Annotated in this window: 19 protein-coding genes, 4 tRNA genes and 1 pseudogene; 19 read left to right on the top strand and 5 right to left on the bottom strand. The window is 38.3% G+C overall.

The window, feature by feature from the left end:
• The first annotated feature begins 133 nt into the window (after positions 1-133).
• The 6 genes from QRX23_RS08610 (at position 134) to adhE (ending at position 8,302) form a co-directional block, all read left to right on the top strand.
• Positions 134-2,029: a M13-type metalloendopeptidase gene (locus tag QRX23_RS08610; RefSeq protein WP_330155304.1), complete on the top strand. Its 1,896-nt coding sequence runs from the start codon at positions 134-136 to the stop codon at positions 2,027-2,029.
• Positions 2,030-2,210: 181 nt separating this feature from the next.
• A complete protein-coding gene (locus tag QRX23_RS08605; RefSeq protein WP_330155303.1) occupies positions 2,211-2,663 on the top strand; it encodes a CopY/TcrY family copper transport repressor in 453 nt (150 codons plus the stop codon).
• 18 nt (positions 2,664-2,681) lie between these two features.
• The gene (locus tag QRX23_RS08600; RefSeq protein ID WP_140836499.1) at positions 2,682-3,053 is read left to right on the top strand and encodes a cupredoxin domain-containing protein; all 372 of its coding nucleotides are present in this window, start codon (positions 2,682-2,684) and stop codon (positions 3,051-3,053) included.
• 16 nt (positions 3,054-3,069) lie between these two features.
• Entirely contained in the window at positions 3,070-3,339 is a 270-nt protein-coding gene (locus QRX23_RS08595; protein ID WP_330155302.1) for a cupredoxin domain-containing protein, read from the top strand.
• An 8-nt stretch (positions 3,340-3,347) separates the two neighbouring features.
• Positions 3,348-5,264 (top strand): copper-translocating P-type ATPase, encoded by a 1,917-nt coding sequence (locus tag QRX23_RS08590; protein ID WP_330155301.1) that lies wholly within the window; start codon positions 3,348-3,350, stop codon positions 5,262-5,264.
• A gap of 344 nt (positions 5,265-5,608) precedes the next feature.
• Positions 5,609-8,302: a bifunctional acetaldehyde-CoA/alcohol dehydrogenase gene (gene adhE, locus QRX23_RS08585; RefSeq protein WP_150191497.1), complete on the top strand. Its 2,694-nt coding sequence runs from the start codon at positions 5,609-5,611 to the stop codon at positions 8,300-8,302.
• 101 nt (positions 8,303-8,403) lie between these two features.
• On the opposite strand, the gene QRX23_RS08580 is transcribed toward adhE, so the two are convergent.
• A complete protein-coding gene (locus QRX23_RS08580; protein WP_330155300.1) occupies positions 8,404-9,009 on the bottom strand; it encodes a helix-turn-helix domain-containing protein in 606 nt (201 codons plus the stop codon).
• A gap of 204 nt (positions 9,010-9,213) precedes the next feature.
• Here QRX23_RS08580 and QRX23_RS08575 point away from each other — a divergent pair, with 204 nt between their 5' ends.
• From QRX23_RS08575 to QRX23_RS08560, 4 genes are all read left to right on the top strand, one after another.
• Positions 9,214-10,044 carry an exodeoxyribonuclease III gene (locus tag QRX23_RS08575; protein ID WP_330155299.1) on the top strand — a complete coding sequence of 277 codons (831 nt, stop codon included), beginning with the start codon at positions 9,214-9,216 and terminating at the stop codon, positions 10,042-10,044.
• A 247-nt stretch (positions 10,045-10,291) separates the two neighbouring features.
• Positions 10,292-11,200, top strand: a complete 909-nt coding sequence (locus QRX23_RS08570) for an AraC family transcriptional regulator (protein ID WP_330155298.1) — start codon at positions 10,292-10,294, stop codon at positions 11,198-11,200.
• Between the two features lie 209 nt (positions 11,201-11,409).
• Positions 11,410-12,873, top strand: a complete 1,464-nt coding sequence (locus tag QRX23_RS08565; protein ID WP_330155297.1) for an MFS transporter — start codon at positions 11,410-11,412, stop codon at positions 12,871-12,873.
• Positions 12,874-12,915: 42 nt separating this feature from the next.
• Complete coding sequence (locus QRX23_RS08560; RefSeq protein ID WP_330156140.1) at positions 12,916-14,541, top strand: glycoside hydrolase family 43 protein; 1,626 nt, start codon at positions 12,916-12,918, stop codon at positions 14,539-14,541.
• Between the two features lie 151 nt (positions 14,542-14,692).
• Here QRX23_RS08560 and QRX23_RS08555 read toward each other — a convergent pair.
• Together QRX23_RS08555 and QRX23_RS08550 are read right to left on the bottom strand one after the other, a co-directional pair.
• Positions 14,693-14,764: transfer RNA gene (locus QRX23_RS08555), tRNA-Glu, on the bottom strand.
• Between the two features lie 33 nt (positions 14,765-14,797).
• Positions 14,798-14,869: transfer RNA gene (locus QRX23_RS08550), tRNA-Glu, on the bottom strand.
• A 214-nt stretch (positions 14,870-15,083) separates the two neighbouring features.
• On the opposite strand from QRX23_RS08550, the gene QRX23_RS08545 reads away from it, so the two are divergent.
• The 6 genes and pseudogenes from QRX23_RS08545 (at position 15,084) to QRX23_RS08520 (ending at position 21,746) form a co-directional block, all read left to right on the top strand.
• Positions 15,084-15,755 (top strand): histidine phosphatase family protein, encoded by a 672-nt coding sequence (locus QRX23_RS08545; protein ID WP_251940905.1) that lies wholly within the window; start codon positions 15,084-15,086, stop codon positions 15,753-15,755.
• Between the two features lie 7 nt (positions 15,756-15,762).
• Positions 15,763-17,049, top strand: a complete 1,287-nt coding sequence (gene hflX, locus QRX23_RS08540; RefSeq protein ID WP_330156139.1) for a GTPase HflX — start codon at positions 15,763-15,765, stop codon at positions 17,047-17,049.
• Positions 17,050-17,376: 327 nt separating this feature from the next.
• Positions 17,377-19,104, top strand: a complete 1,728-nt coding sequence (locus QRX23_RS08535) for an ABC transporter ATP-binding protein (protein WP_330155296.1) — start codon at positions 17,377-17,379, stop codon at positions 19,102-19,104.
• A complete protein-coding gene (locus QRX23_RS08530) occupies positions 19,094-20,881 on the top strand; it encodes an ABC transporter ATP-binding protein (RefSeq protein ID WP_330155295.1) in 1,788 nt (595 codons plus the stop codon). Before QRX23_RS08535 ends, QRX23_RS08530 begins: the two co-directional genes overlap by 11 nt.
• A gap of 134 nt (positions 20,882-21,015) precedes the next feature.
• Positions 21,016-21,108: pseudogene (locus QRX23_RS08525) on the top strand (SDR family NAD(P)-dependent oxidoreductase); the annotation flags it as partial.
• Positions 21,090-21,746 (top strand): SDR family NAD(P)-dependent oxidoreductase, encoded by a 657-nt coding sequence (locus QRX23_RS08520; protein WP_330156138.1) that lies wholly within the window; start codon positions 21,090-21,092, stop codon positions 21,744-21,746. The pseudogene QRX23_RS08525 and the gene QRX23_RS08520, both read left to right, overlap by 19 nt.
• Before the next feature lie 72 nt (positions 21,747-21,818).
• Here the strand turns inward: QRX23_RS08520 and QRX23_RS08515 are convergent.
• Both QRX23_RS08515 and QRX23_RS08510 read right to left on the bottom strand, forming a co-directional pair.
• Positions 21,819-21,890: transfer RNA gene (locus QRX23_RS08515), tRNA-Asn, on the bottom strand.
• Positions 21,891-22,023: 133 nt separating this feature from the next.
• A tRNA-Asn gene (locus QRX23_RS08510) sits at positions 22,024-22,095 on the bottom strand.
• Between the two features lie 197 nt (positions 22,096-22,292).
• Between QRX23_RS08510 and QRX23_RS08505 the strand changes: the two genes are divergently transcribed.
• From QRX23_RS08505 to QRX23_RS08495, 3 genes are all read left to right on the top strand, one after another.
• Entirely contained in the window at positions 22,293-23,015 is a 723-nt protein-coding gene (locus QRX23_RS08505; RefSeq protein ID WP_330155294.1) for a MucBP domain-containing protein, read from the top strand.
• Positions 23,016-23,032: 17 nt separating this feature from the next.
• Positions 23,033-23,998 (top strand): mannose-6-phosphate isomerase, class I, encoded by a 966-nt coding sequence (manA, locus tag QRX23_RS08500; protein ID WP_330156137.1) that lies wholly within the window; start codon positions 23,033-23,035, stop codon positions 23,996-23,998.
• A gap of 155 nt (positions 23,999-24,153) precedes the next feature.
• Positions 24,154-25,506, top strand: coding sequence for a MurT ligase domain-containing protein (locus tag QRX23_RS08495; RefSeq protein WP_330155293.1), 1,353 nt, complete (start codon positions 24,154-24,156; stop codon positions 25,504-25,506).

Raw genomic sequence — 25,506 nt, 5'->3', positions numbered from 1 at the left:
TGTGACTGTAATCTATAGCACCGTATGCGGCTTTTTTATTGCTCCTTTATTGAAAATAAAAATGGCAGATGTTCTAAGATAGTAAATTGTGTTATCTTAGTCTATAAGAAAAATTAAAATTTGAGGTGAAACAATGGGGACACGTCGACAAGATGATTTTTATGAAGCAATCAATGAGGAATGGATCGCACAAGCTGTGATTCCAAATGATAAGTCACGGACAGGTGGCTTTATTGACTTAGCTGATGAAATTGAAGAATTAATGTTAGCGACAACTGATAAATGGCTAGCTGGGGACGATGTACCAGATGATCAGGTGTTACAAAACTTTATCAAGTATCATCGTCTGGCTGCAGATTGGCAAACACGTAATCAACTAGGTACGGATCCAGTTCGACCAATTATTGAACGGTATCAGCAATTTAAATCATTTGCTGATTTTGCTCAAAATATCGTTTCTTTAGAAAAAGAAGGTTTGTCAAATGCTTTACCATTAGGTATTGCACCTGATTTCAAAGACGCCCAAACATACGTCTTGTGGGCTGACGCTTTAGGGACGATTTTGCCAGACACAACTTACTATGAACCTGGGCATCCACAAGGTGCAGATTTATTAAAGCAATGGCGTGAATCTCAAGAACAATTATTACCTAAATTTGGCTTTAGTTCTGATGAAATTAAGGACTTACTAGATAAAGCGATTGTTTTTGATGCACGTGTTGCCAAGGTCGTGTTGAGTCAAGAAGAATCTTCAGAGTATGTTAAATTATATAAGCCTTATAAATGGGCAGATTTCACAGCTTTAGCGCCTGCATTGCCATTAGACGATATCGTGACAGCAATGATTGGTGAGAAACCTGACATGGTTGTTGTACCAGAAGAACGATTCTGGCACGCGGCTGATCAATTCTTTTCTGAAGAAGCATGGCCACTTTTGCAAGCGACCTTAATTGTTGGTATTGCCAACGGTTATACAGGTTACTTGTCTGACGAAGTTCGTATCCTAGGTGGTGCCTATAGCCGTGCATTATCAGGTACACCGGAAGCAAAGAATCGTCAAAAATCAGCTTATTATCTAGCTGAAGGACCATTTAATCAGGCATTAGGTTTGTGGTATGCACATAAAAAGTTTTCCGCAGCAGCCAAAGCTGATGTTGAGGACAAAGTGGCGACGATGATTGACGTTTATAAAGAGCGTTTACAGCAGGCGACTTGGTTACAACAAGCAACGCGAGATCAAGCGGTTGTTAAGTTGAATGCGATTAAGCCACACATTGGCTATCCAGAGAAACTACCTGATTACTATCAGGATAAAATAGTCGATGATGGAGCAACCTTGTTTGAAGCAATGCAAAAGTTTACACAACAAAGTGTTGCGCGTACATGGGCAAAGTGGCATCAACCAGTGGACCGTGATGAGTGGCATATGCCAGCACATATGGTCAATGCGTATTATGATCCACAGCAAAATCAAATCGTGTTCCCAGCAGCTATTTTGCAGGCACCATTTTACAGTTTAGAGCAATCAGCTTCTGCAAATTATGGTGGGATTGGTGCAGTTATTGCTCACGAGATTTCGCATGCATTTGATACTAATGGTGCTTCATTTGATGAACATGGTAGCTTAAATAATTGGTGGACTGACGAAGATTATGCGGCCTTTAAGGAACGCACGCAAAAAATTATTGCCCAATTTGATGGTTTGGATTCATATGGTGCAAAGGTAAATGGTAAACTAACAGTTTCGGAGAATGTGGCTGACTTAGGTGGCTTTGCTGCTGCGTTGGCGGCAGCAAAACGAGAAGCAGATTTTTCGGCGAAAGAATTTTTTGAAAGCTGGGCAACGATTTGGCGCATGAAGGCACGACCAGAATTAATGAAGTTTTTTGCCGCCGTTGATGTGCACGCACCCAACAAAGCACGTACTAACGTGATTGTTTCAAATTTTGATGATTTTTATGGGACCTTTGATGTAAAACCTGATGATGGTATGTATCGTGAACCAAGCAATCGGACGATGATTTGGTAATAAAAAGGGGGAGCGAGACACGTTTTGAAGCCGGTGTGACACGTGATTTGCGCCATTTTTAGCACAAAAGATAGGGTTGGAACAAAAGAAAATGTTCCAGCCCTTTTTTGTTTACAAACGTCAACGAAAAGGGTTATACTGATTACAGTTACAAATGTAGACGAAAAAGAGAGGTGAGACCATGGCGCAGGCAAAAGAGATGTCGACTGCTGAGTGGGAGTTAATGCGTGTCGTTTGGACTTTACATGAAGCTAGCAGTAGTGACATCATAATGGTAATTCATGGTAAAAAAGATTGGACTGAATCAACAATTAAAACTTTATTACGTCGTTTGGTGCAAAAAGAAGTTCTAACAACACGTAAAGAAGGACGAAAATTTATTTATCAACCATTGATTGGTGAGGATGATGCGATGGATCAAATGACAACAGAGGTTTTTAGTCGTTTGTGTCGTATGAAAAAAGGACGTACCCTGGCAAAATTGGTGGCCAATACAACATTAAGTCAAAGCGATATTAAGGAATTACAAAAAATTTTAGCGGAGAAATTGCAAACAGCTCCGGAGACGGTGGCTTGTGATTGTATTGTACCGATGAGTTGTGAACAATGCGAGAATGATTCTGTGATGGCTTAGAAAGGCGGGTTATATCATATGGCAAGAATAATTGTGTTGCTTATTGGTATTTGTATTATTGGTTTTATTGTTTGGTGGTTCTTTGGCAAACATGAAGCAGTGACTGAAACGGCAGCTATTGCATCAGATCAACAAGATGTTGATATTCTTGTTAAGGGAGGATACTCACCAGAACAAGTTGTTTTGAAACAAGGCGTGCCAGCTAAATTACATTTTACGAGAACTGATCCATCGAGTTGCTTAGATCATGTTGTTTTCCCTGATTTTGGCATCAATCAAGCTTTACCACAAAATCAAGAAGAAACGATTACGATTGATACAAGTAAACCAGGTGAATATGGTTGGGCATGTGGTATGGATATGTTCCATGGCAAAGTTATTATTAAATAACAATAAAGGAGAAAAAATGAGTGAACTACAAAAAGTAAATGTAACAGTCGCAGGTGGTTATGATCCAGAAGTAGTCAATTTAAAACAAGGTGTGCCAGCAGAAATTACCTTCACGCGTACGAGTCCGCAGGGATGTTTAGATGTGGTTCATTCAAAAGAACTTGGCTTTGAAGAGAATTTACCAATTGATGCACCTAGAACTGTCACCGTTAACACTGAAGAAGCTGGTGAATTTGATTTTAGCTGTGGTATGGATATGTTCCATGGTAAAGTCGTGGTAAAGTAGGTGATTTCATGAAAATTACCACACGGTTTTGGATATCATTGATATTGTCGCTGCCAATGCTAGTTGCAATGATTGTCATGCCGTTCACACATTGGATGTTGCCAGGTGGTGAGGTGACAATGTTAATTTTAACATCGGTCATTATGTTGATTTCAGCACGTCCGTTTTTATCTAGCGCTTGGTCTTCTTTTCAAAAACATCACTCGAACATGGATACATTAATTGCAGTTGGAACGGGAACTGCTTATGTATATAGTATTTATGCGATGTTTACGGGGAAAGCTGTCTTTTTTGAGAGCGCGGCTTTTGTGATTACTTTTGTCTTGCTTGGACAAGTATTTGAAGAAAGAATGCGCGATAACGCTTCTTCAGCGATTGAAAAATTGATGGATCTACAAGCAAAAGATGCTGAAGTAAAGCGTGATGGTAAATTTATTCGATTACCACTGAATGAAGTGGTCGCTAATGATTTAATTCGAGTGCGACCAGGTCAAAAAATAGCCGTTGATGGAAAAATAGTCGATGGTACATCAACTATTGATGAATCGATGGTAACTGGTGAAAGTATGCCAGTTACTAGACAAACTGGAGATGAAGTTATCGGTTCAACAATGAATATGACAGGAACATTTGTTTTTCGTGCCGAAAAGGTGGGGGACCAAACCATGCTTGCCCAAATTGTGACCCTAGTTAAAAAGGCACAATCTAGTCATGCACCTATTCAAAAATTAACCGATCGTGTATCAGATATCTTCGTACCAGTTGTTTTGATTGTGGCAATCTTAACTTTCTTGATTTGGTATGTCTTCATCGGCCATGATGTTTCACATTCACTAATTTTTGCAGTTTCAGTTGTCGTGATTGCCTGCCCATGTGCGCTTGGTTTGGCAACGCCGACTGCCTTGATGGTCGGGACGGGCCGTGGTGCCAAAATGGGCATATTAATCAAAAATGGCGAGGTGCTCGAAAAAGTTAATGATGTAGACACCGTTGTTTTTGATAAGACGGGTACAATTACGGTTGGAAAACCTGAAGTAACCGATATTGTTGGTGATAAAAAACAAGTTCTGTCCTTGGCAGCTCGATTAGAAGCTGGTTCAGAACACCCATTGGCACTAGCTATCCTAGCAGAGTCTAAGAAACAACAAATAGATTTGGCATCAGTTAAAGATTTTCAAGCAGTATCTGGAAAAGGCGTGCAAGCAACGATTGATAACCAGCGAGCGTTTGTTGGTAATAATCGCTTATTAGATGATGCATCAATTACTGATGAATTAAAGCTGCGGATGAAACAATTGCAAAAGGAAGCTAAAACAGTTGTGTTGGTTGGCCAACAAAAACAAGTTATTGGCTTGATTGCGATTCAGGATACACCAAAAGAAACTTCTGCAAAAGCGATTGCAGCCTTGAAGTCACGGGGCTTAAAGACAATTATGCTGACTGGTGATAATAAACAAGTTGCACAGGCGATTGCGGATGAAGTTGGTATTGATGAGGTGATTGCTGAAGTATTACCAGCAGAAAAAGCGGATAAAATTCATGCACTACAAAAAAATAGTACAGTTGCTTTTGTTGGGGACGGTATCAACGATGCCCCAGCGTTAACTACTGCAGATGTTGGGATTGCGATGGGATCAGGAACTGATATCGCAATTGATGCCGGTGGTATTGTGCTAGTTAAAAATGATTTACGTGATGTCGACACCGCTTTGGCTTTAAGTAAGAAAACTTTTGGTAGGATTAAATTGAATCTTTTCTGGGCATTTGTTTATAATGTGCTGGGAATTCCAGTTGCCGCGGGCGTGTTTTACGGTTTTGGATTTATTTTGAGTCCGGAAATTGCTGGTATTGCAATGGCGCTCAGTTCGCTATCAGTCGTTATTAGTTCAGTACTACTTGGAAAAACAAGACTTGCAACGAATTAACTTATTACAAGCTTATAATTTATACAATTTTAGTAAAATGAGGTTGGAACATTTTTTGTTTCAACCTCATTATTTTTAACTATTAAAAATGTGTATTTTTTAAAAATATTTTGCTTGCTTAAAAAATAAAATCCAGCAAAATATGTAAGCGCTTCATTTGTTAATAAATGAGCAATCTCGACAATTTTAACGGATGTAGAATTTGTGAAAAATAATGAAAACTAACGTGAAAGCTTGATAAAACACAATTTATATAGTTGACAGGAGTTGTGTATTTGCTATAATTAACATTGTTAAAAGATGAGCAAAGTTAATGAATTTAAACAATTTGAGAGGTAGATACAATGACTACTACGACTAAAAAAAAGAAGATACTGACACCTGAAGAAAAGGCAGCGCACTATGCAGCTGCCGAAGAAATGACTAATAAGTTAGTTGATCAGGCAGCAGTTGCTTTACAAAAATTTGAAACTTACACGCAAGAGCAAGTTGATAAAATTGTCGCAGCTATGGCCTTAGCTGGTTCTGAAAATGCTTTACTACTTGCTCACGAAGCTTATGATGAAACGGGACGTGGTGTTATTGAAGATAAGGATACTAAAAACCGTTTTGCATCAGAATCTGTTTATAATGCAATTAAAAATGATAAAACAGTTGGTGTTATTTCAGAAGATAAGGTAAGTGGAAAAGTTGAACTAGTCGCACCACTTGGTATTTTGGCAGGTATTGTGCCAACGACAAACCCAACATCAACGACAATTTTTAAGTCAATGTTAACAGCAAAAACCCGCAATGTGATTGTTTTTGCATTCCATCCACAAGCACAACGGTCTTCTGCCCATGCTGCCAAAATCGTTTACGATGCAGCGGTTGCAGCAGGTGCACCTAAGAACTTCATTCAATGGATTGAAACGCCATCAATTGATGCGACAAATGCATTGATTAAGAACCCGAAAATTGCATCAATTTTAGCAACTGGAGGTCCATCAATGGTTAATGCAGCATTGCATTCTGGAAACCCATCAATGGGTGTTGGTGCTGGAAATGGTGCCGTATATGTTGATAAAACAGCTAATGTTGATCGTGCGGTTTCTGACTTACTGTTATCAAAGCGTTTCGATAATGGGATGATTTGTGCATCAGAGAACTCAGTGGTCATTGATGCATCAATCTATGATGAAATGCTACAAAAACTTCAAGAACAAGGCGCTTATTTGACACCAAAGAAAGATTATCAAAAGATTTCTGACTTTGTGTTCAAACCAACTGGTGATGGTTATGGGGTAACTGGACCGGTTGCTGGGCGTTCTGGCCGCTGGATTGCTGAGCAGGCTGGGCTAAAATTACCACAGGATAAAGACGTGCTATTGTTTGAGCTTGAAAAGCGTCATATCGGGGAACCACTTTCATCTGAGAAGTTAAGTCCCTTATTGTCAATTTATAAGGCACAGGATCGTGATGAAGCTGTTGAAATTGTGCGCGCATTATTGAACTACCAGGGGGCTGGTCACAATGCGGCAATTCAAATTGGGGCACAAGATGATCCGTTTGTTAAGGAATATGCAGATAGAGTCGAAGCATCACGTATTTTGGTCAACCAACCCGATTCAATTGGTGGTGTTGGGGACATTTATACAGATGCTTTGCGACCATCACTAACGCTTGGAACAGGTACTTGGGGGAAGAATTCATTGTCGCATAATCTATCAACTTATGATCTATTAAATGTTAAGACAGTCGCTCGTCGTCGTAACCGTCCACAGTGGGTTCGTTTACCAAAGGATATTTACTACGAAACAAATGCGATTACGTATTTGCAAGAACTACCAGATGTTGATCGTGCATTTATCGTGGCCGATCCAGGTATGGTCAAGTTTGGTTTTGTGGATAAGATTTTGGACCAATTTGCACTTCGTGATGATCAAGTAAAAACATCATTCTATGGTTCAGTAAGTCCAGATCCAACGATTTCACAAGCAATTGAAATTGCGCGCCAAATGGCTGATTTTAAGCCAGACACGGTGGTTTTGCTTGGTGGTGGTTCAGCGCTTGATGCTGGTAAGATTGCACGGTTCTTGTATGAGTATTCAGCAACAAATCCAGACATCTTGTACGATGATGAAGCACTGAAAAACTTGTTCCAAGAATTAGCGCAAAAGTTTATGGATATTCGTAAGCGTATTGTAAAGTTTGAGCACCAACGTCTTACTCAGATGGTTGCGATTCCAACAACCTCAGGTACTGGTTCTGAAGTCACACCATTTGCGGTTATTACCGATGACGAAACACATGTTAAGTATCCATTGGCAGATTACGAATTAACACCACAAGTAGCGATTGTTGATCCAGAATTTGTCATGACGGTACCTAGTCGTACAGTTGCTTATTCAGGTATGGATGCTTTGTCACATGCCCTAGAGTCATATGTCTCAGTAATGTCTTCAGAGTTTACGCGTCCATGGGCTTTGCAGGCAATCAAGTTGATTTTTGATTATCTAGAAGAATCATATAAGTATGATGCGAAGAATCCAACAAAGGAAGGTGAGCTTGCGCGTTCAAAGATGCACTATGCTTCAACGTTAGCTGGTATGTCATTTGGAAATGCTTTCTTGGGACTAAATCATGCGATTGCCCACAAAACTGGTGGTGCTTTCGGCCTACCTCACGGATTGGCAATTTCAATTGCTATGACACATGTCATTAAGTTTAACGGTGTGACTGGTAACGTTAAGCGGACACCATTCCCACGTTATGAGACATACACTGCACAAAAAGACTATGCCGATATTGCTCGTCACCTTGGCTTGGCTGGTAATAATGATGCGGAGCTAGTGCAAGCTTTGATTAATAAGATTGAAGATTTAGCTGCAAAGTTGAATATGGATCTAACGCTTTCTGGTAATGGCGTGAAGAAAGAAGATTTTGATCGTGAACTATCAGGATTGATGGATCTTATCTATAATGATCAGACAACACCAGGAAATCCTCGTCAACCACGTTTGAGTGAGATTGAACAATTGTTGCATGACCAATTTTAATCATTAATGATAAAAGCTTGTTAAAACGGCTGGTGAATCTGATTGAATTAGTATCAGATTCACCAGCCGTTTTTTTGTCTCGCTCTCGTTAACATTAATTTTTAATCATGATATTTTCTAATAAGAATGGCGAGTGTAAGTGCTATACCAACTATTATGACAGTGATACCTATGGATTTTATTTTCAAAGAAAGGATGATACCTAAAATTATGCAAAAAGTTGGCAGGATGAAAACATATTTTAATCCTTTGTCTCCAGATAAATACTTTTGCCAAGTATATCTTAAATGAAGTGATTGAGAACGGTTAAAAGTATTTAAATCGTTCAAGGCAAGTATAATAAAAAATAAAGCTAATAATATTGGTGTAAAAAAGATGCCTAGTTGGACGAAATTAAAGAGATTGCAAACTAAGAGAAACGATAAAAATAGACAGGCTAATATGAGACTGCGATAGATGGGCTTAAGGCTGTTTGTTATCGTCTTTTTTTCTAAATATTCTTTCATTCCTGAATCCTCCTTTAGTAATTCATCTAATGAGATATGATAATAATTGCTGAGTTGAATGAGATTTGTTATGTCGGGATATGTTGTCTCATTTTCCCAACTAGAAATAGTTTGTCGTGTGACATAGAAATCGTCGGCAACCTGTTTTTGGGTAATGCCTCTATCTAGTCGTGCTTGCTTTAAATGATCACCAAATTTCATAATTGCTCCTCCGTTGTTTACTTATTATTATTATTGCCTATTCAAAAAAAGAGCAAGCAATGATTCCTTGCTCCGCATAGTATCAGTGTTTAGGGAGATATTTGATTTTCTGAACATCACATGAGATAGTATACTGCCATCAGTCTGCGGTTGTTTTTTGTTATAATGAATAAAAATGATTTTTCAAAGAGGAACGGTGGCAAAATGAAGTTTATATCATGGAATATTGATAGTATCAATGCAGCTGTCGAACATAAGTCAGTGCGTGGTGAAATGACCTGGGAAGTCTTACAACAGATTGCCTTAGAAAAGCCAGATGTGTTAGCTATTCAAGAGACAAAACTAAAGGCAACTGGCTTGACTAAGAAACAGGAAACAGCCTTGGATGAATTATTTCCTAATTACTACCGTTATTTAAGAATGAGCACTGGACGTTCAGGTTATTCCGGAACGATGATGTTGACTCGTCATGAGCCAATTAGTGTGACAATGCCTGAAATCGGAGCACCTGGTGAAATGGATATCGAAGGTCGCATCATCACACTGGAGTTTGAAAATAATTATGTTTCAACCGTTTATACCCCAAATTCGGGTAGTGGATTAGCACGCTTAGAGGATCGTCAAGCGTGGGATGATGCCTATCGTACCTATGTGCAAACATTAGACGCCACGAAACCAGTTATCTTTTCTGGTGACTTTAATGTTGCTCATCAAGAAATTGACTTGAAGAATCCAAAATCTAATCACAAGAAGGCAGGCTTTACTAATGAAGAACGTGAACACTTCAGTCAGCTACTAGATGCAGGATTTACGGATACATTCCGCTATCTGCATCCGGATCAGGCAGGTGTTTATACTTGGTGGGCGCAAATTTCAAAGACCTCAAAGATCAATAATTCTGGCTGGCGGATTGATTACTATTTGACCTCGAATCGACTTGCTGATCAAGTGAGCGAATTATCAGTTATTGATACTGGTGCTCGTCAGGATCATGCACCAATCAAGTTGGAAATGACTGATGGATTTAAGTTGTAATGATTGAACAATAAAATAACGACGATAACTGTTTAAGGTCATCAATCTATTCATTTTTATTTGATAGATTGATGGCCTTTAAATGTGATGCAATCAATATCAAAGAATCTTCTTTGATATGCTGTTATGTTATTTATTGACAAAGGTTGTTCACAATTTGACAAATAATGGCTAAGATTATGGATAGACTAATAATATGTAAGCGCATACAATTTGGTTGGGAAGTTTTCAAACTGTGAGGTAATTAATGATGGTTAATTTCAAGTCATTTCCAGTAATTGAATCTAGTTTTCATATGTTTGGTGGACATATCAGAAGTGTTTCTGGGGGGTGGTCTTTTTTTGAACAGAAACATCAAGCATTTGAGTTGATGTGTGTGTTAGAGGGACATCAAACAATTCAAATCAAGAACCAATCGACCGAAACCTATGGTCCTGGTGACATTATTATCATTTCACCAGGGACCTTACATGTTAACTCTAATGCAAGTAAAACAGAGAAAATGACGTATTGTTGCGTCCATTTCAATATTGAAAGTTTAAAATTACGTGCAGAAATTATTCGCGCAAACGCCAATGTTGTTATTCATAGTGAGTCCAAATTAGCTCAGTCAGCTATGAAGACAATGGAAGAGATTCTTGCCTATACCAATAAAAATAATTTAAGTAAAGAAGAACGAGATTTAAAAATTCAAATTTCATTTTATAATTTTTTGATTCAAATTATTCATAGTTCAACAGTCTATAAAGATCTAGGTAATGTGAAATATACCGAAAGAGAGGCACAAGTTGCTAGATCTATGGCAACCATGATCGAAGATGGTATTGAAAATGAAGAACCGGATAAGTTAAACGTTGGCGTCATTTGCCAATTTTTAAATATCAGCACAGGTTATGGACATCGTGTCTTCAGAAAAGTATATGGCTGTACACCGTTACATTTTATTGAAGAACAAAAATATAGTAAAGCAAAACTGTTATTAGGTACATCTGATTATTCAATCGAGCAAGTGGCGTATATGACAGGATTTAATAGTTTGTCTAATTTTAGTAAACAGTTCAAAAAATGGTCTAATCTGACGCCAAGTAAGTATCAACAACAAGTGTTACACAAAAGAAAAGTTCGTACGCTAAAAGACAGCGGATTTTTTGAATAGATTGTGATGCGGTATATTGAGGATGCTCAAGATAGTTCATTATTTGACAAAATACTGGTACAAATGGTTATAGATTATATTAGTGTAAGCGCATACAATAAATGCGTAAGTTAATTAGTTGGTTTAAAAAACTAACAAATACACAGTAACGATTAACTTAAAATTCATTTAGCGTCATTTTTTTTAAATTGAAAGGAAGGTTTGTGATTATGGCGTTTAATCAGAAGGATAATACGATTGACGAATTTGCAAAATTGTCATGGCGTGAACGGATATCTTATGGAGCTGGAGATTTTGCCCAAAATCTTATCTTTGGAACTATTGGATCGATGTTGTTGTTTTACTTAACGACGGTTTATGGTATTTCAGCTGCAGCTGGTGCAACGATATTCTTGGTTGTACGTTGGATCAATGTGTTTTGGGATCCGTGGATTGGTACATTAATTGATCGGCATAATTTTAAATCAGGGAAATATCGACCATATTTACTGTATGCTGGTATACCATTAACTATTTTTTCAGCATGTTTATTCTTACCAATCGATGCCATTAGAGGTAGTCTGCCATACGCATTTATTGCCTACTTACTAACAGCACTAACTTATTCAGTAGTTAACATTCCATACGGTGCGTTGAATGCTTCATTAACACGTGACAATGATGAAGTTTCAACATTAACCACTGTTAGAATGACTGAGGCAAATATTGGTAACTTACTGGTTTATACTTTTTTGCCATTATTTGTGCAATTAGCATCACCAGACAAAGTGTCAAAAGATATTGGATTTTTTGGTATTCATCTTAACCTAGGAAATTACACATCACCACATGCTGGTGGCGCATATTTCATGGTTATGTCAATTTATATGATTATTGGCTTCGTTATGTTGATGGGGACATATTCAGGGATTAAAGAACGTGTGCTCCCAACTAAAGAAGAAACGGACAATGTTAAATATTCTGATTTATTTAAAGAATTAAAGCGTAATAAGCCATTACTTGTGCTAGGTATGTTTTTCTTAATTGCCTTCACCTTTATGTTCTTTGGTAATACTTCTGAGGCGTTTTTCTTCCAATACAATATTGGTCATCCAGAATGGCTAGCATCAATTAACTTAATTGGATCAATCCCAGGAATTTTTCTTGTATTCTTGTGGCCAATTGTTCGCAAAAAAATTGGTAAGAAACAATTTTTCTATATCTTTTTGACTTTGTTTATAATTGGTCAATTAGTGCTTTGGGTATGGTCAATGCCAAGCTTTAAAGGAAATATTCTACTTGGTTATCTTGGTCGTTTCTTGCAACAGTGGGGAATTACGGCCGCTACAGGTTATATGTGGGCACTAGTTCCAGAAGTTGTGTCATATGGAGAATATAAGTCTAATAAACGAGTAGCCGGAATTATCAATGCCTTGATGGGATTGTTCTTTAAAATTGGTTTGGCTCTTGGTGGTATTGTTCCAGGATATATTAATGCAGCGGTTCACTTTGATGGTACCAAAGCAACGCAAAGTGCTTCAGCACTAAATGGTATTATGTTGTCGATGATTTGGATTCCAATTATTTTGGCGGTTGTTGCAATTTGGATTATGAGCCGATACCCATTAACTGATCCTGAAGTTGTTCGTATTAATCAGGAAATTGATGAGCGTAAAGCAGAAGGTCGCCTTTAAAATTAAGCGAATTGATTAAATTTAAGAAAAGAGGAATTAATGATGAAAATTCAAAATCCTGTCTTGCCCGGATTTAATGCCGATCCTAGTTTTATTCGAGTAGGTGATACCTATTATATTGCTAATTCAACTTTTGAGTGGTTTCCAGGGGTTAGACTGCATGAATCTAAAGATTTAGTTCATTGGCAGTTGCTGCCATCACCATTATCAACCACGAAACTCCTTGATATGAAAGGAAATCCGGCATCTGGTGGTATTTGGGCACCAGACTTATCGTATGCTGATGGTAAATTCTGGTTAATTTATACAGACGTTAAAATAACTGAAGGTCCATTCAAGGATATGACTAATTTTTTGACCACAGCTGATGACATACACGGTCCGTGGTCAGATCCAATTCGACTAAATGGTGTGGGTTTTGATGCTTCGCTATTTCACGATGACGATGGCAAAAAATATTTAGTGCAACAAACATGGGACCATCGTGAGTATCATCACCCGTTTAATGGCATTACATTAACAGAGCTTGATACAGAAACAATGAAATTGAAGCCTGATACCGCACGTACAATTTATGATGGTACGTCAGTGAAACTTGTTGAGGGACCACATTTATATAAACTTAATGGCTATTACTATTTATTCACTGCCCAGGGTGGTACAGTTTGGTCGCACGAAGAAGTTGTCTCTCGTTCTAAGACATTGGCTGCCCACTCATTTGAAACGGAACCTGATGGGCCGTTCATCACAAATTTTGACACACCTGATTTTTACCTACAAAAGCAAGGACATGGTGCGTTAACTAATACACCAAGTGGCGAATGGTATTACGCATCATTAGTGGGTCGACCATTGCACCATGAAACGGAATCAGCACATGATCCACGAGGTTGGTGTACATTGGGACGAGAAACGGCCATTCAAAAAGTTGAATGGGATGATGAGGGTTGGCCACGTATTGTTGGCGGTCATGGTGGACAAGTAATGGTCGATGCGCCGAAAGATGCAACAGAGTCGGAGGCATCTACTGAGCATTCCCGCCATGATGAATTTCAGTCTGAACACTTAGATTTAGACTGGAATACGTTACGTCAGCCGTTTACAAAAGACATGGGTTCAACTGGCGATGGTCAATTAATATTAAAAGGAAAGAATACGCTTTCTAGTACCTTCGATGTCTCGATGGTTGCGCAAAGATGGCAAACATTTAATTTTGATGCGGAGACTAAAGTTAAGTTTGATCCATATACGTATCAGCAGATGGCAGGATTGACCAATTTCTATAATGATAAGCATTGGTCATGGATATATATTACTTGGGATGAAAATCGAGGGCATGTTATTGAGGTTGCTCAAAATGATAATAATCAGTACACTTCATTCCTTAAAGATGAAGCAATTAAAATACCAGAAAATGTAGATTATGTTTGGTTCCGTACCAAAGTAAGAAAATTAAGTTATCATTATGAGTACTCATTTGATGGTCAGACATGGCATGAAATTGCGGTTCAGTTAGATGCTGCTATCTTGTCAGATGATTATGTGTTGCAGAATTATGGTGGCTTCTTTACAGGTGCATTTGTTGGACTAGCAGCGGTAGATTATGCAGGTTATGATTTGCCAGCGACATTCGACTTCTTTGATTACAAAGAATTAAGTGATATTTAAAAATAATTAACGGGATTTTGGATATATAGCGGATGCTGTATGCTCAAAAACTCGTTTTTGTTTTATAATTTGAAAAATAAGAAAAACACGGCTACCTCTACAAAGAAGTAACCGTGTTAACGTGTAATCATTATGTATGATCTCTAATATATAGCCCAACAGGGAGTCGAACCCTGGATTCCGCGCTGAGAACGCGACGTCTTAACCACTTGACCATTGGGCCATGATGATAAATTGTAGCAAAGCTATTTTATAATAGCCCAACAGGGAGTCGAACCCTGGATTCCGCGCTGAGAACGCGACGTCTTAACCACTTGACCATTGGGCCAATACTATCATCTTTGTCTTAACAACAATAATTAACTATACAGTGAAACAATCTTCCTGTCAATATTATTATTACATAAATGTTGCTTATGATTTGCTTTTTTAAAATAAAGTGGTAATGGTGGTTAACTTAATGAGGAATAAAGTACTTAATGTTACAATGTTAAGTAATAACTTACAAATAAAATGTGAACAGTAAAGAGGAGCTCAGAATAATGTCATTCAATTTATATCTTGTACGTCATGGACAAACGATTTTTAATCATTACGAACGCATGCAAGGTTGGAGCAATGCACCACTAACTGATAAGGGAATTTCAGATGGTTATGCTGCTGGTGATCGCTTAGAGAATATTCGCTTTGATGCGGCTTATTCTTCTGACTTGCAACGTGCGATTCAGACAGCGGAGTTCGTCCTATCACGTAACAAGCAAAGCGGTGATTTGAAAGAGCCAGAGCAATTACAACAATTACGTGAACAATTTTTTGGTTTCTTCGAAGGTTTGCCAAGTGATAAAAGTTCACAGTTGATTGCCGAAAAGAATGGCTTAGCAAATGTTGAGACATATGCTGATATTATGGCAAATCTTAGCCAGAATGATGTGATGGATGCGATGCATGCTGCCGATCCAACTGGGGATGCTGAGGATGCACAAATGTTTTGGGCACGTGTTAATAAGGGATTGGAAATGTTACGCCGAAACACAAGAGATGGTCAAAATATTTTAGTCGTGTCACACGGAACATTGATTCGAAACTTGGTTGATCAATATGCATCTCATGAATTAGCCGTAGAGAAGCCACTTAATGGGTCTGTTACAATTTGGGAAGTAACAGACGATGATTTGAAACTAAAGGTATATAATGACACAGCAACAAAATGGTAAGAAAAATATGATAGAAAACGAACAACAACCAACTCGTCAGGTCATCTTAGTTGGACTGGATCAACAGAATGAAAATTTTGATTACGAGATGACGGAATTGGCTAACTTAGCTGCTGCTAACAATATGACGGTTGTTGGGCGCGTTGTTCAAAAATTAGAAAAGCCTAACGCGGCAACATACTTCGGTAAAGGTAAAGTCGATGAATTAAAGGAAGCGTTGACCTATTATGACGCGGATATGGTGGTGACAAATGATGAACTATCACCATCGCAAATTCGTAATCTGGAGGCAGGAACGGCTGCTGATATTATGGATCGCACAGCATTGATTCTGGATATTTTTGCCTCTCGTGCCAAGACAAAAGTTGCCAAGTTACAAGTGGCAATTGCCCAATTAAAGTATCAATTACCGCGCTTACGTACATCAATGAATATTCGTCTCGATCAGCAAACTGGTGGTGGCGGTGGTAGTTTTACAAGTCGTGGTGCTGGGGAAACAAAACTGGAAACAAATCGTCGGCATATTCAACATCAAATATCATTATTACAAGCCGAATTGGCTAATATTGAGGCAGATGATGAAACGCGACGTGCTTACCGAGCAAAGCAGAGTATTCGCAATGTCGCTTTAGTTGGTTATACCAATGCAGGTAAATCAACGATTATGAATGGCTTGGTCAAACGTTTCGGTGATAATCCAGAGAAAACGGTTTTCCAAGCAGATATGTTGTTTGCCACCTTAGAGACTTCCGTACGTAAAATCCAATTACCGGATAAACAAAACTTTTTACTATCTGATACCGTTGGGTTTGTTTCTAAACTACCACACGGGCTAGTGGCAGCTTTCCGGGCAACCCTAGCAGAGGCAGCAGATGCTGATTTGCTGATTCAAGTCGTTGATTATTCTGATCCACACTATCAAGAAATGATGACGACAACTGCTGAGACACTCAAAGAAATTGGTGTTGGGGATGTGCCAATGGTAACGGTATATAATAAGGCCGATAAAATACCAGAGCAAGCATATCCAGATCGTGCCGGAGATACTTTGATATTATCTGCTATTGATGAAACATCTCAAGACTTATTGGTTGAGGTGATTAAGGAACATATTTTTGCTGACTATGTTACTACAACGCTACATGTGCCATTTAGTGATGGCCAAGTTATTAATGAATTAAACGAGCAGGCAACGGTTCATGAATTAGACTATGATGAATCAGGAACCATTTTGAAAGTTACGTTGACGCCAATTCAAGCCGCTCGTTTTGCACAGTACGAAATGACTAAATAAGTGAAATTGATAGAAAAGAGAGCGTGACAAAAGTTGGTTTGAAGCCGGTGTGTAACGTGATTTGCGTCATTTTTGGCCGTAGCAAAGCGAAGGACAGGAATGGCGTAAATTGTGTTACACACCGGCTTCAGACTTTTGGAACGCGTGTATGCTATCAAACTTTCATGCTGATAATTAATACATTTTTAGCAAAAAGAAGTTGGAATAAATTCTTTGGTTCCAACTTCTTTTTTTAATTTTTGTAAAGTAGATTGACATTCGTACATGAAGTAGTGATACAATAGCATACTACATGAATAAAAAATAAGTGTTATGGGAGGAAAACAAATGAAGTTGCTCAAGCCTTTTATTGGGCGTTATAAACTTGATTTGACCATTGCCATTTTGATGGTTGCCATCTCATCAGTGGCGATGTTGCTACAGCCAACATTGCTCAGTGATATTGTGCAGGCAATTACGGATGACAATATGGGCAAGGTTAACAAAATTGGGATTCAATTATTAGTGTTAGCCGTTATTGGTTTGGCTGCTGGTATTTTAAATACAATTTTTGCGGCACGGGCATCACAGGGCATTTCTGCTGATGTACGTGAAGCAACTTATCGCAAGATTCAAACATTTTCATTTGCGAATATTGAAAAAATTTCAGTTGGTAACTTGGTTGTTCGATTAACGAATGATATCACGCAAATTCAAAACGTGTTGATGCTTGTGTTGCAACCATTGATGCGTATGCCAATTTTATTTGTTGGTGGTTTTATTTTAGCTATGCACTCAATTCCTAAATTATGGTGGATCGTCATTTTAATGATTGTCCTTGTGGGATTTATTTCTTACATTGTTGTTAAAAATTTGGGGAAGCGCTTTGGTAAGATCCAATGGTTGATGGACAAAGTCAATGCTAAGGCTAAAGAAAATTTGCAAGGTGTGCGTGTGGTTAAGTCATTTAATCAAGAAGCAAATGAAGAAGCACGTTTTACTGATGTCTCAAATGAGTTGCGTGATGTTAATATCCAAATCGGTTACATTTTTGCGTTGATTATGCCAGCATTTATGTTCGTTGGACAGGGATTAATGGTCGTTGCCATCTATTCAGTCGGAAACATGATCGATGCCCAACCTGAATTATTAGCTCAGATTACTGGTTTTACGAACTATATTATGATTATCATGAACGCCATTATTATTGGTGGGATGATGATGTCCTTTGCAACACGTGCGTTCGTCTCAATGGGACGTATTCAAGAAGTTATGGACACTGAGCCAGAATTTACTTATGAAAATAATGAAAGCCAAGATTTGGACGGTAGTGTTGAATTTGATGATGTGTCATTTACCTACCAAGATGATGATCATCCAACGTTAAAGCATGTTTCGTTTAAAACTTCGCCTGGTGAAATGATTGGTATTGTTGGTGCTACAGGGTCTGGTAAATCAACTTTGGCGCAATTGATCCCACGTATTTATGACCCTAGTGCAGGAACGGTTAAAGTTGGTGGCGTTGATTTGAAACATGTCAATGAACATTCATTACGTCAGACGGTATCTTTTGTTCTACAAAAGGCAACATTGTTCTCTGGTACGATTGCTGATAATTTACGTCAAGGAATGGCAACTGCACAATTATCAGATATGAAACGCGCTGCAAACATTGCGCAAGCAGCAGAATTCATTGAGCAATATGATGACAATTATGAACATGTGGTTGAGGAACGATCAGCCAATTTTTCTGGCGGTCAAAAGCAACGTTTATCAATTGCTCGTGGTGTGATTGGTCAGCCAAAAATCTTGATTTTAGACGATTCAACATCAGCTTTGGATGCACGTTCTGAAAAATTAGTAAAACAAGCATTGGATGAAGAGTTGGGTGATACGACAACATTTATCATTGCTGAAAAAATTTCTTCAGTCATCAATGCTGATAATATTTTGGTTTTGGATAATGGTGAAATGGTTGCATATGGACCACATTCAGAATTGATGCAGACATCACCAGTTTATCAGGAGATTTATGCAACCCAAAAAGCAAAGGAGGCAATGAATAATGAAGAATAATTTAAATGAATCTGCAAAGTTCTTTGCCCATTACTTGAAACGTTTCAAGGTGGCTTTGTTTTTTATTTTGGTATTTACAATTCTAGCCACTTGGCTACAGGTTAAAGCACCAGTTTATATGGGGCGTTCAATCACTGAATTATCAAAATATTTGATGACTTATCTTAATCCGATGACGAAAAGCCAAGCTAGTCTATCAGATTTTCATCAAGCATTATTACTGTTTGGGTTATTTACCTTAATGATTCTAGTTGCTTTGTTTATCAATGGTCTATTACAAGCAATTGTGGCCCCAAAAGCAGTGAATGATATGCGTACTGGGTTATTTGCTAAATTGCAACGAATGACTGTACGTTATTTTGATAATCATCAAGACGGTGAAATTTTGTCACGCTTTACATCTGATCTGGATAACATCTTCAATGCCATGAATAATGCATTATTCCAAATTTTGCAACAAATTGTCATGTTTATTGGGGTTATCTGGATGATGTTTAACGAGAGTCCTAAAATGGCTGTAGCAACGATGGCAACGACACCGCTTGTTGTAATCGTTGGTATTGTGATTATGATTCAAGCAAAAAAGTATGTTGATATTCAACAAGCTGAAGTTGGACATTTGAATGGGTACATTAATGAGCAAATTAATGGTGAAAAAGTAATTATTACTAACGGGTTGCAAAAAGACTCTATCGAAGGTTTCGTTGAACATAATGAAAAGGTTCGCCAAGCGATGGTTCGTTCACAAGCCTGGTCAGGTGTCCTTAATCCTATCATGCAAGGTTTAGGATTATTTAATTTGGCGATTATCATCTTCTTCGGTGCGAAACTTGCCTTAACTGGTGATGTTGCATCACGTGCAACTGGATTGGGATTGATCGTTACTTTCGTTTCATTCTCACAACAATATTTCCAACCAATTTCACAAATCACGTCACTTTACAATATGATGCAGCAAGCCATGACTGGTGTGCACCGTTTGAATGATATCTTTAACCAAGATGAAGAAGTTAATCCAAAGAATGGTGTGCAATTTGCTGGTGTGCAGCGTGATATCAAGTTGCAAGATGTTCATTTTGGTTATAATGAGGAACGTGAAATCATCCATGGTGTCGATATTGATGTTGCAAAGGGAGAAATGGTTGCCTTAGTTGGACCAACTGGGTCTGGTAAAACAACGATTATGAACCTGTTGAACCGTTTTTATGATGTCACATCTGGTGCGGTTCTGTTCGATGACATCGATGTTCGTGACATGGATCTAACAGCCTTACGTGATAATGTTGGAATTGTTCTGCAAGAGTCTGTACTGTTTACTGGGACGGTTCGCGATAATATTACTTTCGGAAAGACTGATGCGACAGATGATGAGGTTATTGATGCTGCGAAGCAAGCTAATATTCATGATTTCATTATGACACTCGAACATGGGTATGATACTGAGGTTTCTGATGAAAATTCAGTTTTCTCTACTGGTCAAAAGCAATTGTTATCGATTGCCCGTACGATTTTGACACAACCAGATTTGCTGATTTTAGATGAAGCGACATCAAACGTGGACACAGTAACCGAAGAAAAAATTCAGCGGGCTATGGATAACGTCATTGCTGGTCGCACAAGTTTTGTCATTGCCCATCGTTTGAAGACAATTTTGAATGCTGATAAGATTGTTGTTTTGAAGAACGGTCGGATTATTGAACAAGGTAATCACGAAGCTTTGCTTGCTCAGAATGGCTTCTATGCTGAATTGTATAAGAATCAAATGGTCTTTGATTAGACGATACAAAAGGGTTGGAATTTCAAGAAGAAGTTTCAGTCCTTTTTTTCGTACAAAAAAATGTAAGCGGTTGCATTTATCGGATAGCTGACGTAAAATGGCTTTGTAAGAAATCTTATTAAAGGGGAAATATCATGGGAAGATTTACAGATAAGGTTGCTGTTGTCACTGGTGGTGCTTCAGGAATCGGTCTAGCTATCGTTAAACAATTTTTAGCAGAGGGGCTAAGGTTGTTATTGCGGATCTATCAGAAAAAGGTTCAGAAGTTGCTGCATCATTGGGGGATGCAAGCAATGTTTTGTTTGTTAAAACCAACGTCATGGTTGAAGACGATGTTAAGAATTTGGTTCAACAAACTGTTGCACAATTTGGTTCGTTAGATATCATGGTGGCCAATGCAGGAATTGCCCGTGATGGTGATATTACTGATATGACTTATGATCAATGGTCAACGACGATTGATATTAATTTGAGTGGTGTTTTCTTGTCTGATAAATATGCAATTGAACAAATGCGCAAGCAGGGCAAAGGCGTTATTGTTAATACAGGGTCAATTCATAGTTTTGTTGGTAAGCGTGGTGTCACTGCTTATGCTGCTGCCAAAGGTGGTGTTAAGTTGCTAACTCAAACGTTAGGAGCAACTTATGCATCAGAAGATATTCGGGTAAATGCAGTTGCGCCAGGATATATTGATACACCGTTGATTGCTGGTGCTAATAAGGAAGATCTTATTGCATTACATCCAGCAGGCCGTCTAGGCAAGCCAGAAGAAGTTGGTAAGGTAGTCGCTTTCCTAGCTAGTGAAGATGCATCATTTGTTAATGGCACGACGTTGTTAGTTGATGGTGGTTACACAGCAATTTAGTTAATACAAATTCATAACAATAAAAAAGATGTTGCGCTTCAAATGAAGTACAACATCTTTTTTACTATATAACTGCTCTGGCTGGGTTCGAACCAGCGACCTCCTCATTAACAGTGAGTTATTCTACCACTGAACTACAGAGCAATAATCGCATCAAGCAATGTAATTAATATACAATGCTTATAATTAAAAGTCAACCAGATAAATGAAAGTTTTTTAATTTATCTGATATATAAAAGAGATGTCTTGAAGTAATCAAAATATTTCTTTTATATAACTGCTCTGGCTGGGTTCGAACCAGCGACCTCCTCATTAACAGTGAGTTATTCTACCACTGAACTACAGAGCAATAATTAACCAGCGAATATATTTAATATACATGTTTGAAAATTAAAAGTCAACCAGATAAATGAAAAAAATCTAATCGTTGTTTTTTATAAAGAAATGAATCCTAAATAAAAAGTAAAAGGATGTCAATAAAAGAAGAAAAAATTTCATTTAATTGGTATGATAGAACTAATAAATGACGATTAGGAGGCAGCGCATATGGCTGACTTTCAACTAAGAGGGATGCCCGTATGGGTTTATGCAAAAGATGTTGATACAAAAAGTGCGCTGACACGGGCACGGTTAATTGACGGTTATGTTGGCGAAACATTTTCAATTGATCCTGAGTTAATACCAGGTTATCGTTTTGTGTCTTCGGAAGGCACACTAACTGGTACTTTTGATGAGCAAAAAATGTATACGACAACATTTTACTATCAGCGTGAAGATGTTGCTGAAACAGAAAAATTAACGCACAAATATTTGCATATTTTTGCTAATATACAGCCCGTAGTTGGGGTAGAAGATGCAACTGAAACTGGTCAGAAATTGTGGGCAGGGTCTGTTGTGAAGGTTGCGCAACGAATGGCAACACGGACTGGCGATTTTTGGTATCAATTAGCAGATTCAAGGTGGCTCAAGTATGATATGCAAACCATGAAGCTAACTGATAATGATGGCCAACATCAACAACCGGTGGCTGAGTGGAAGCGACCAACTGTCTGGCAACCAACGCCATTTAGTGCACATGGGAAAGTTGATTATATTCCGGGTGCTGATGTTGCTGTTTATTCACAACCATATGGTCATGAAATTGGGCGTATCCAGCATGGTGTTTCTGTAGAGATTACAGAGCAAGTCGTAGATCCTTCAGGGGTGACGTGGTACCACGTTGCTCAACAAGGATGGTTATCGAATATTTATTTGTCGTTAAATATATAATTTGTCGGGGGAACATGATGACAGAACCATTGATATTAAAACCAGCATTACACGAAAAAATTTGGGGTGGTACAGCTTTACGTGACGTTTATGATTTTGACATTCCATCAGAAAACACTGGTGAAGCATGGGTGATCTCAGGACATCCTAATGGACCAGTTACAGTTACTAATGGTAAATATGCAGGCAAAACAGTTGCAGAATTGTGGCATGATGAACCAGCATTGTTTGCGAATAAAGATGTTGATCGGCCATTTCCATTATTAGTAAAAATCTTAGATGCGCATCGAGATCTATCTGTTCAAGTACATCCTGATGATAAATACGCAGGTGAGCATGCAGGTGAATTAGGTAAAACAGAGTCTTGGTATATTTTATCTGCTGAACCAGGGGCAACGATTTATTATGGGCATACAGCCAAAGACAAGCAAACCTTTGATCAAGAGGTCGATAACGCAGATTGGGATAAATTATTGCAAAAGGTTCCGGTTAAAGCGGGTGATTTCTTTTATGTTCCTTCTGGTACATTGCATGCACTTGGTGAGGGTGTATTAACATTGGAAACACAACAGTCTTCAGATGTGACTTATCGTGTGTATGACTTTGATCGTGTCGATGCAAAGACAGGTGAAAAGCGTGACTTGCATTTAGCAGATGCTAAGAATGTGACGACAGTTCCTTTTGTCCCTATTAAGCCAGAACAAAAGGTTTCACATATTGAAGACCTAACGCTCACGGAATTGGTTGCTGCACCATATTTCAATGTTGTTAAATGGGAAATTGCAGGACGGGCAACTGTCGATGCAACGGCACCTTATACACTGGCAACGGTTGTTGATGGTGATATTGAATTGACGGTCTTTGGGGTTACTTATACCTTGGCTAAAGGGGCTAGTTTTATTTTACCTAACGACGTTGAATCATGGACAATTAATGGACATGCAACCTTAATTACATCAACACCTGGACCAAAATCACTATAAAATGGAACCATAACATTTATGTTAAAGGCGCCAACTGTTATATGAACAGTGGTGTCTTTATTTATTTCAAAATGGTAAAATTTGATAGATGATTATTACAAATAAAGTTGAAGATAAAAACGTGTGTGATTAGTAAGCACAAGCAGGAGGATAACATGAGCCTTAAGAGTGGATTAGCAACTTTGGTTGGAAAGGGTACTTATGCTGTATTGCATAATATATTACACCGTGGTGGTACCTCATTGCCCGGGAAATTAGCAACAAAAATTGACCCTAATGTGATGCAAAGCTATGCTGAAAAGTATGATGTTATCCTGATTACTGGAACAAACGGTAAGACGTTGACCACAACGTTGACGACGCGGGTATTACGCGAAAAATATGCTGACGTCATCACCAACCCGTCTGGATCAAACATGATGCAGGGGATTACTGGTACCATGCTGACAGCCAAAGTTACTGATAAAAAACAACGTCCAGTGGCGTTACTTGAAGTTGATGAAGCCAATGTGGCTGCCGTAGCGAAACAATTGAAGCCTAAAGCATTTGTGTTAACAAATATTTTCCGTGATCAAATGGATCGATATGGTGAAATTTACACAACTTATGAGAAAATTTTAAAAGGTATTCGCCTCTTTCCTGAAGCAACGGTGATTGTCAATGCTGATTCGCCAATTTTTATGCGTGGCGATTTGCCCAATCCAAAAGTTTATTATGGGTTTGATCATGTGCCAGCTACCGGAGATATGAAAGCACCACATAATACTGATGGTGTGTTATCGCCGACAGATAATTCCATCTTGCATTATCATTTTATGACATTTGGTAATCAGGGAGATTATTTTTCAGTAACTGATGATTTTAAACGACCAGCCTTGAATTACGCAGTAACAAAATTGAATAAATTAACACCAATTTCGTCGAATTTTGATATTGATGGTCAGACTTTCCAGATTGAAATTGGTGGTATGTACAATATTTATAACGCACTAGCAGCTTATGCAGTTGGTCGTTATATGGGGGTTTCAGTGGCGCAAATTCAACGAGCTTTTTCATCTAATGCACAAATATTTGGACGCCAAGAAGCGGTCAAAGTTGATGATAAAGAGGTGACCATCGTCTTGATCAAAAACCCAGTAGGCGCTAATCAAGTGATTGATATGATGAAAACTGATGATCAACCATTCTCAATGATTGCGCTGTTAAATGCTAACTATGCGGATGGTATTGATACTAGTTGGATATGGGATGCCAATTTTGAATCATTACATGATACTGGGATTCAAGCAGTGGCAACGGGTGGTGAACGGTACAAAGACCTCTATGTTCGGTTAAAGATGGCTGGTTTTGGTGATCACCCAGTGTATCAAGATTTGAAACAAATTGTAACGGCAATCAAGTCGATGCCAACCAAGCGGGTTTATATCTTAGCAACCTACACAGCAATGTTACAATTACGTGCAGAATTGAAACAACAAAATTATATTCATACAGGAATGGGGGAATAA

The organism is Weissella paramesenteroides (assembly GCF_036327715.1).
GTDB classification, from domain to species: domain Bacteria; phylum Bacillota; class Bacilli; order Lactobacillales; family Lactobacillaceae; genus Weissella; species Weissella paramesenteroides.
The sequence above is the reverse complement of the archived record's forward strand: the minus strand, read 5'-3'. Positions and strand labels throughout refer to the sequence as shown.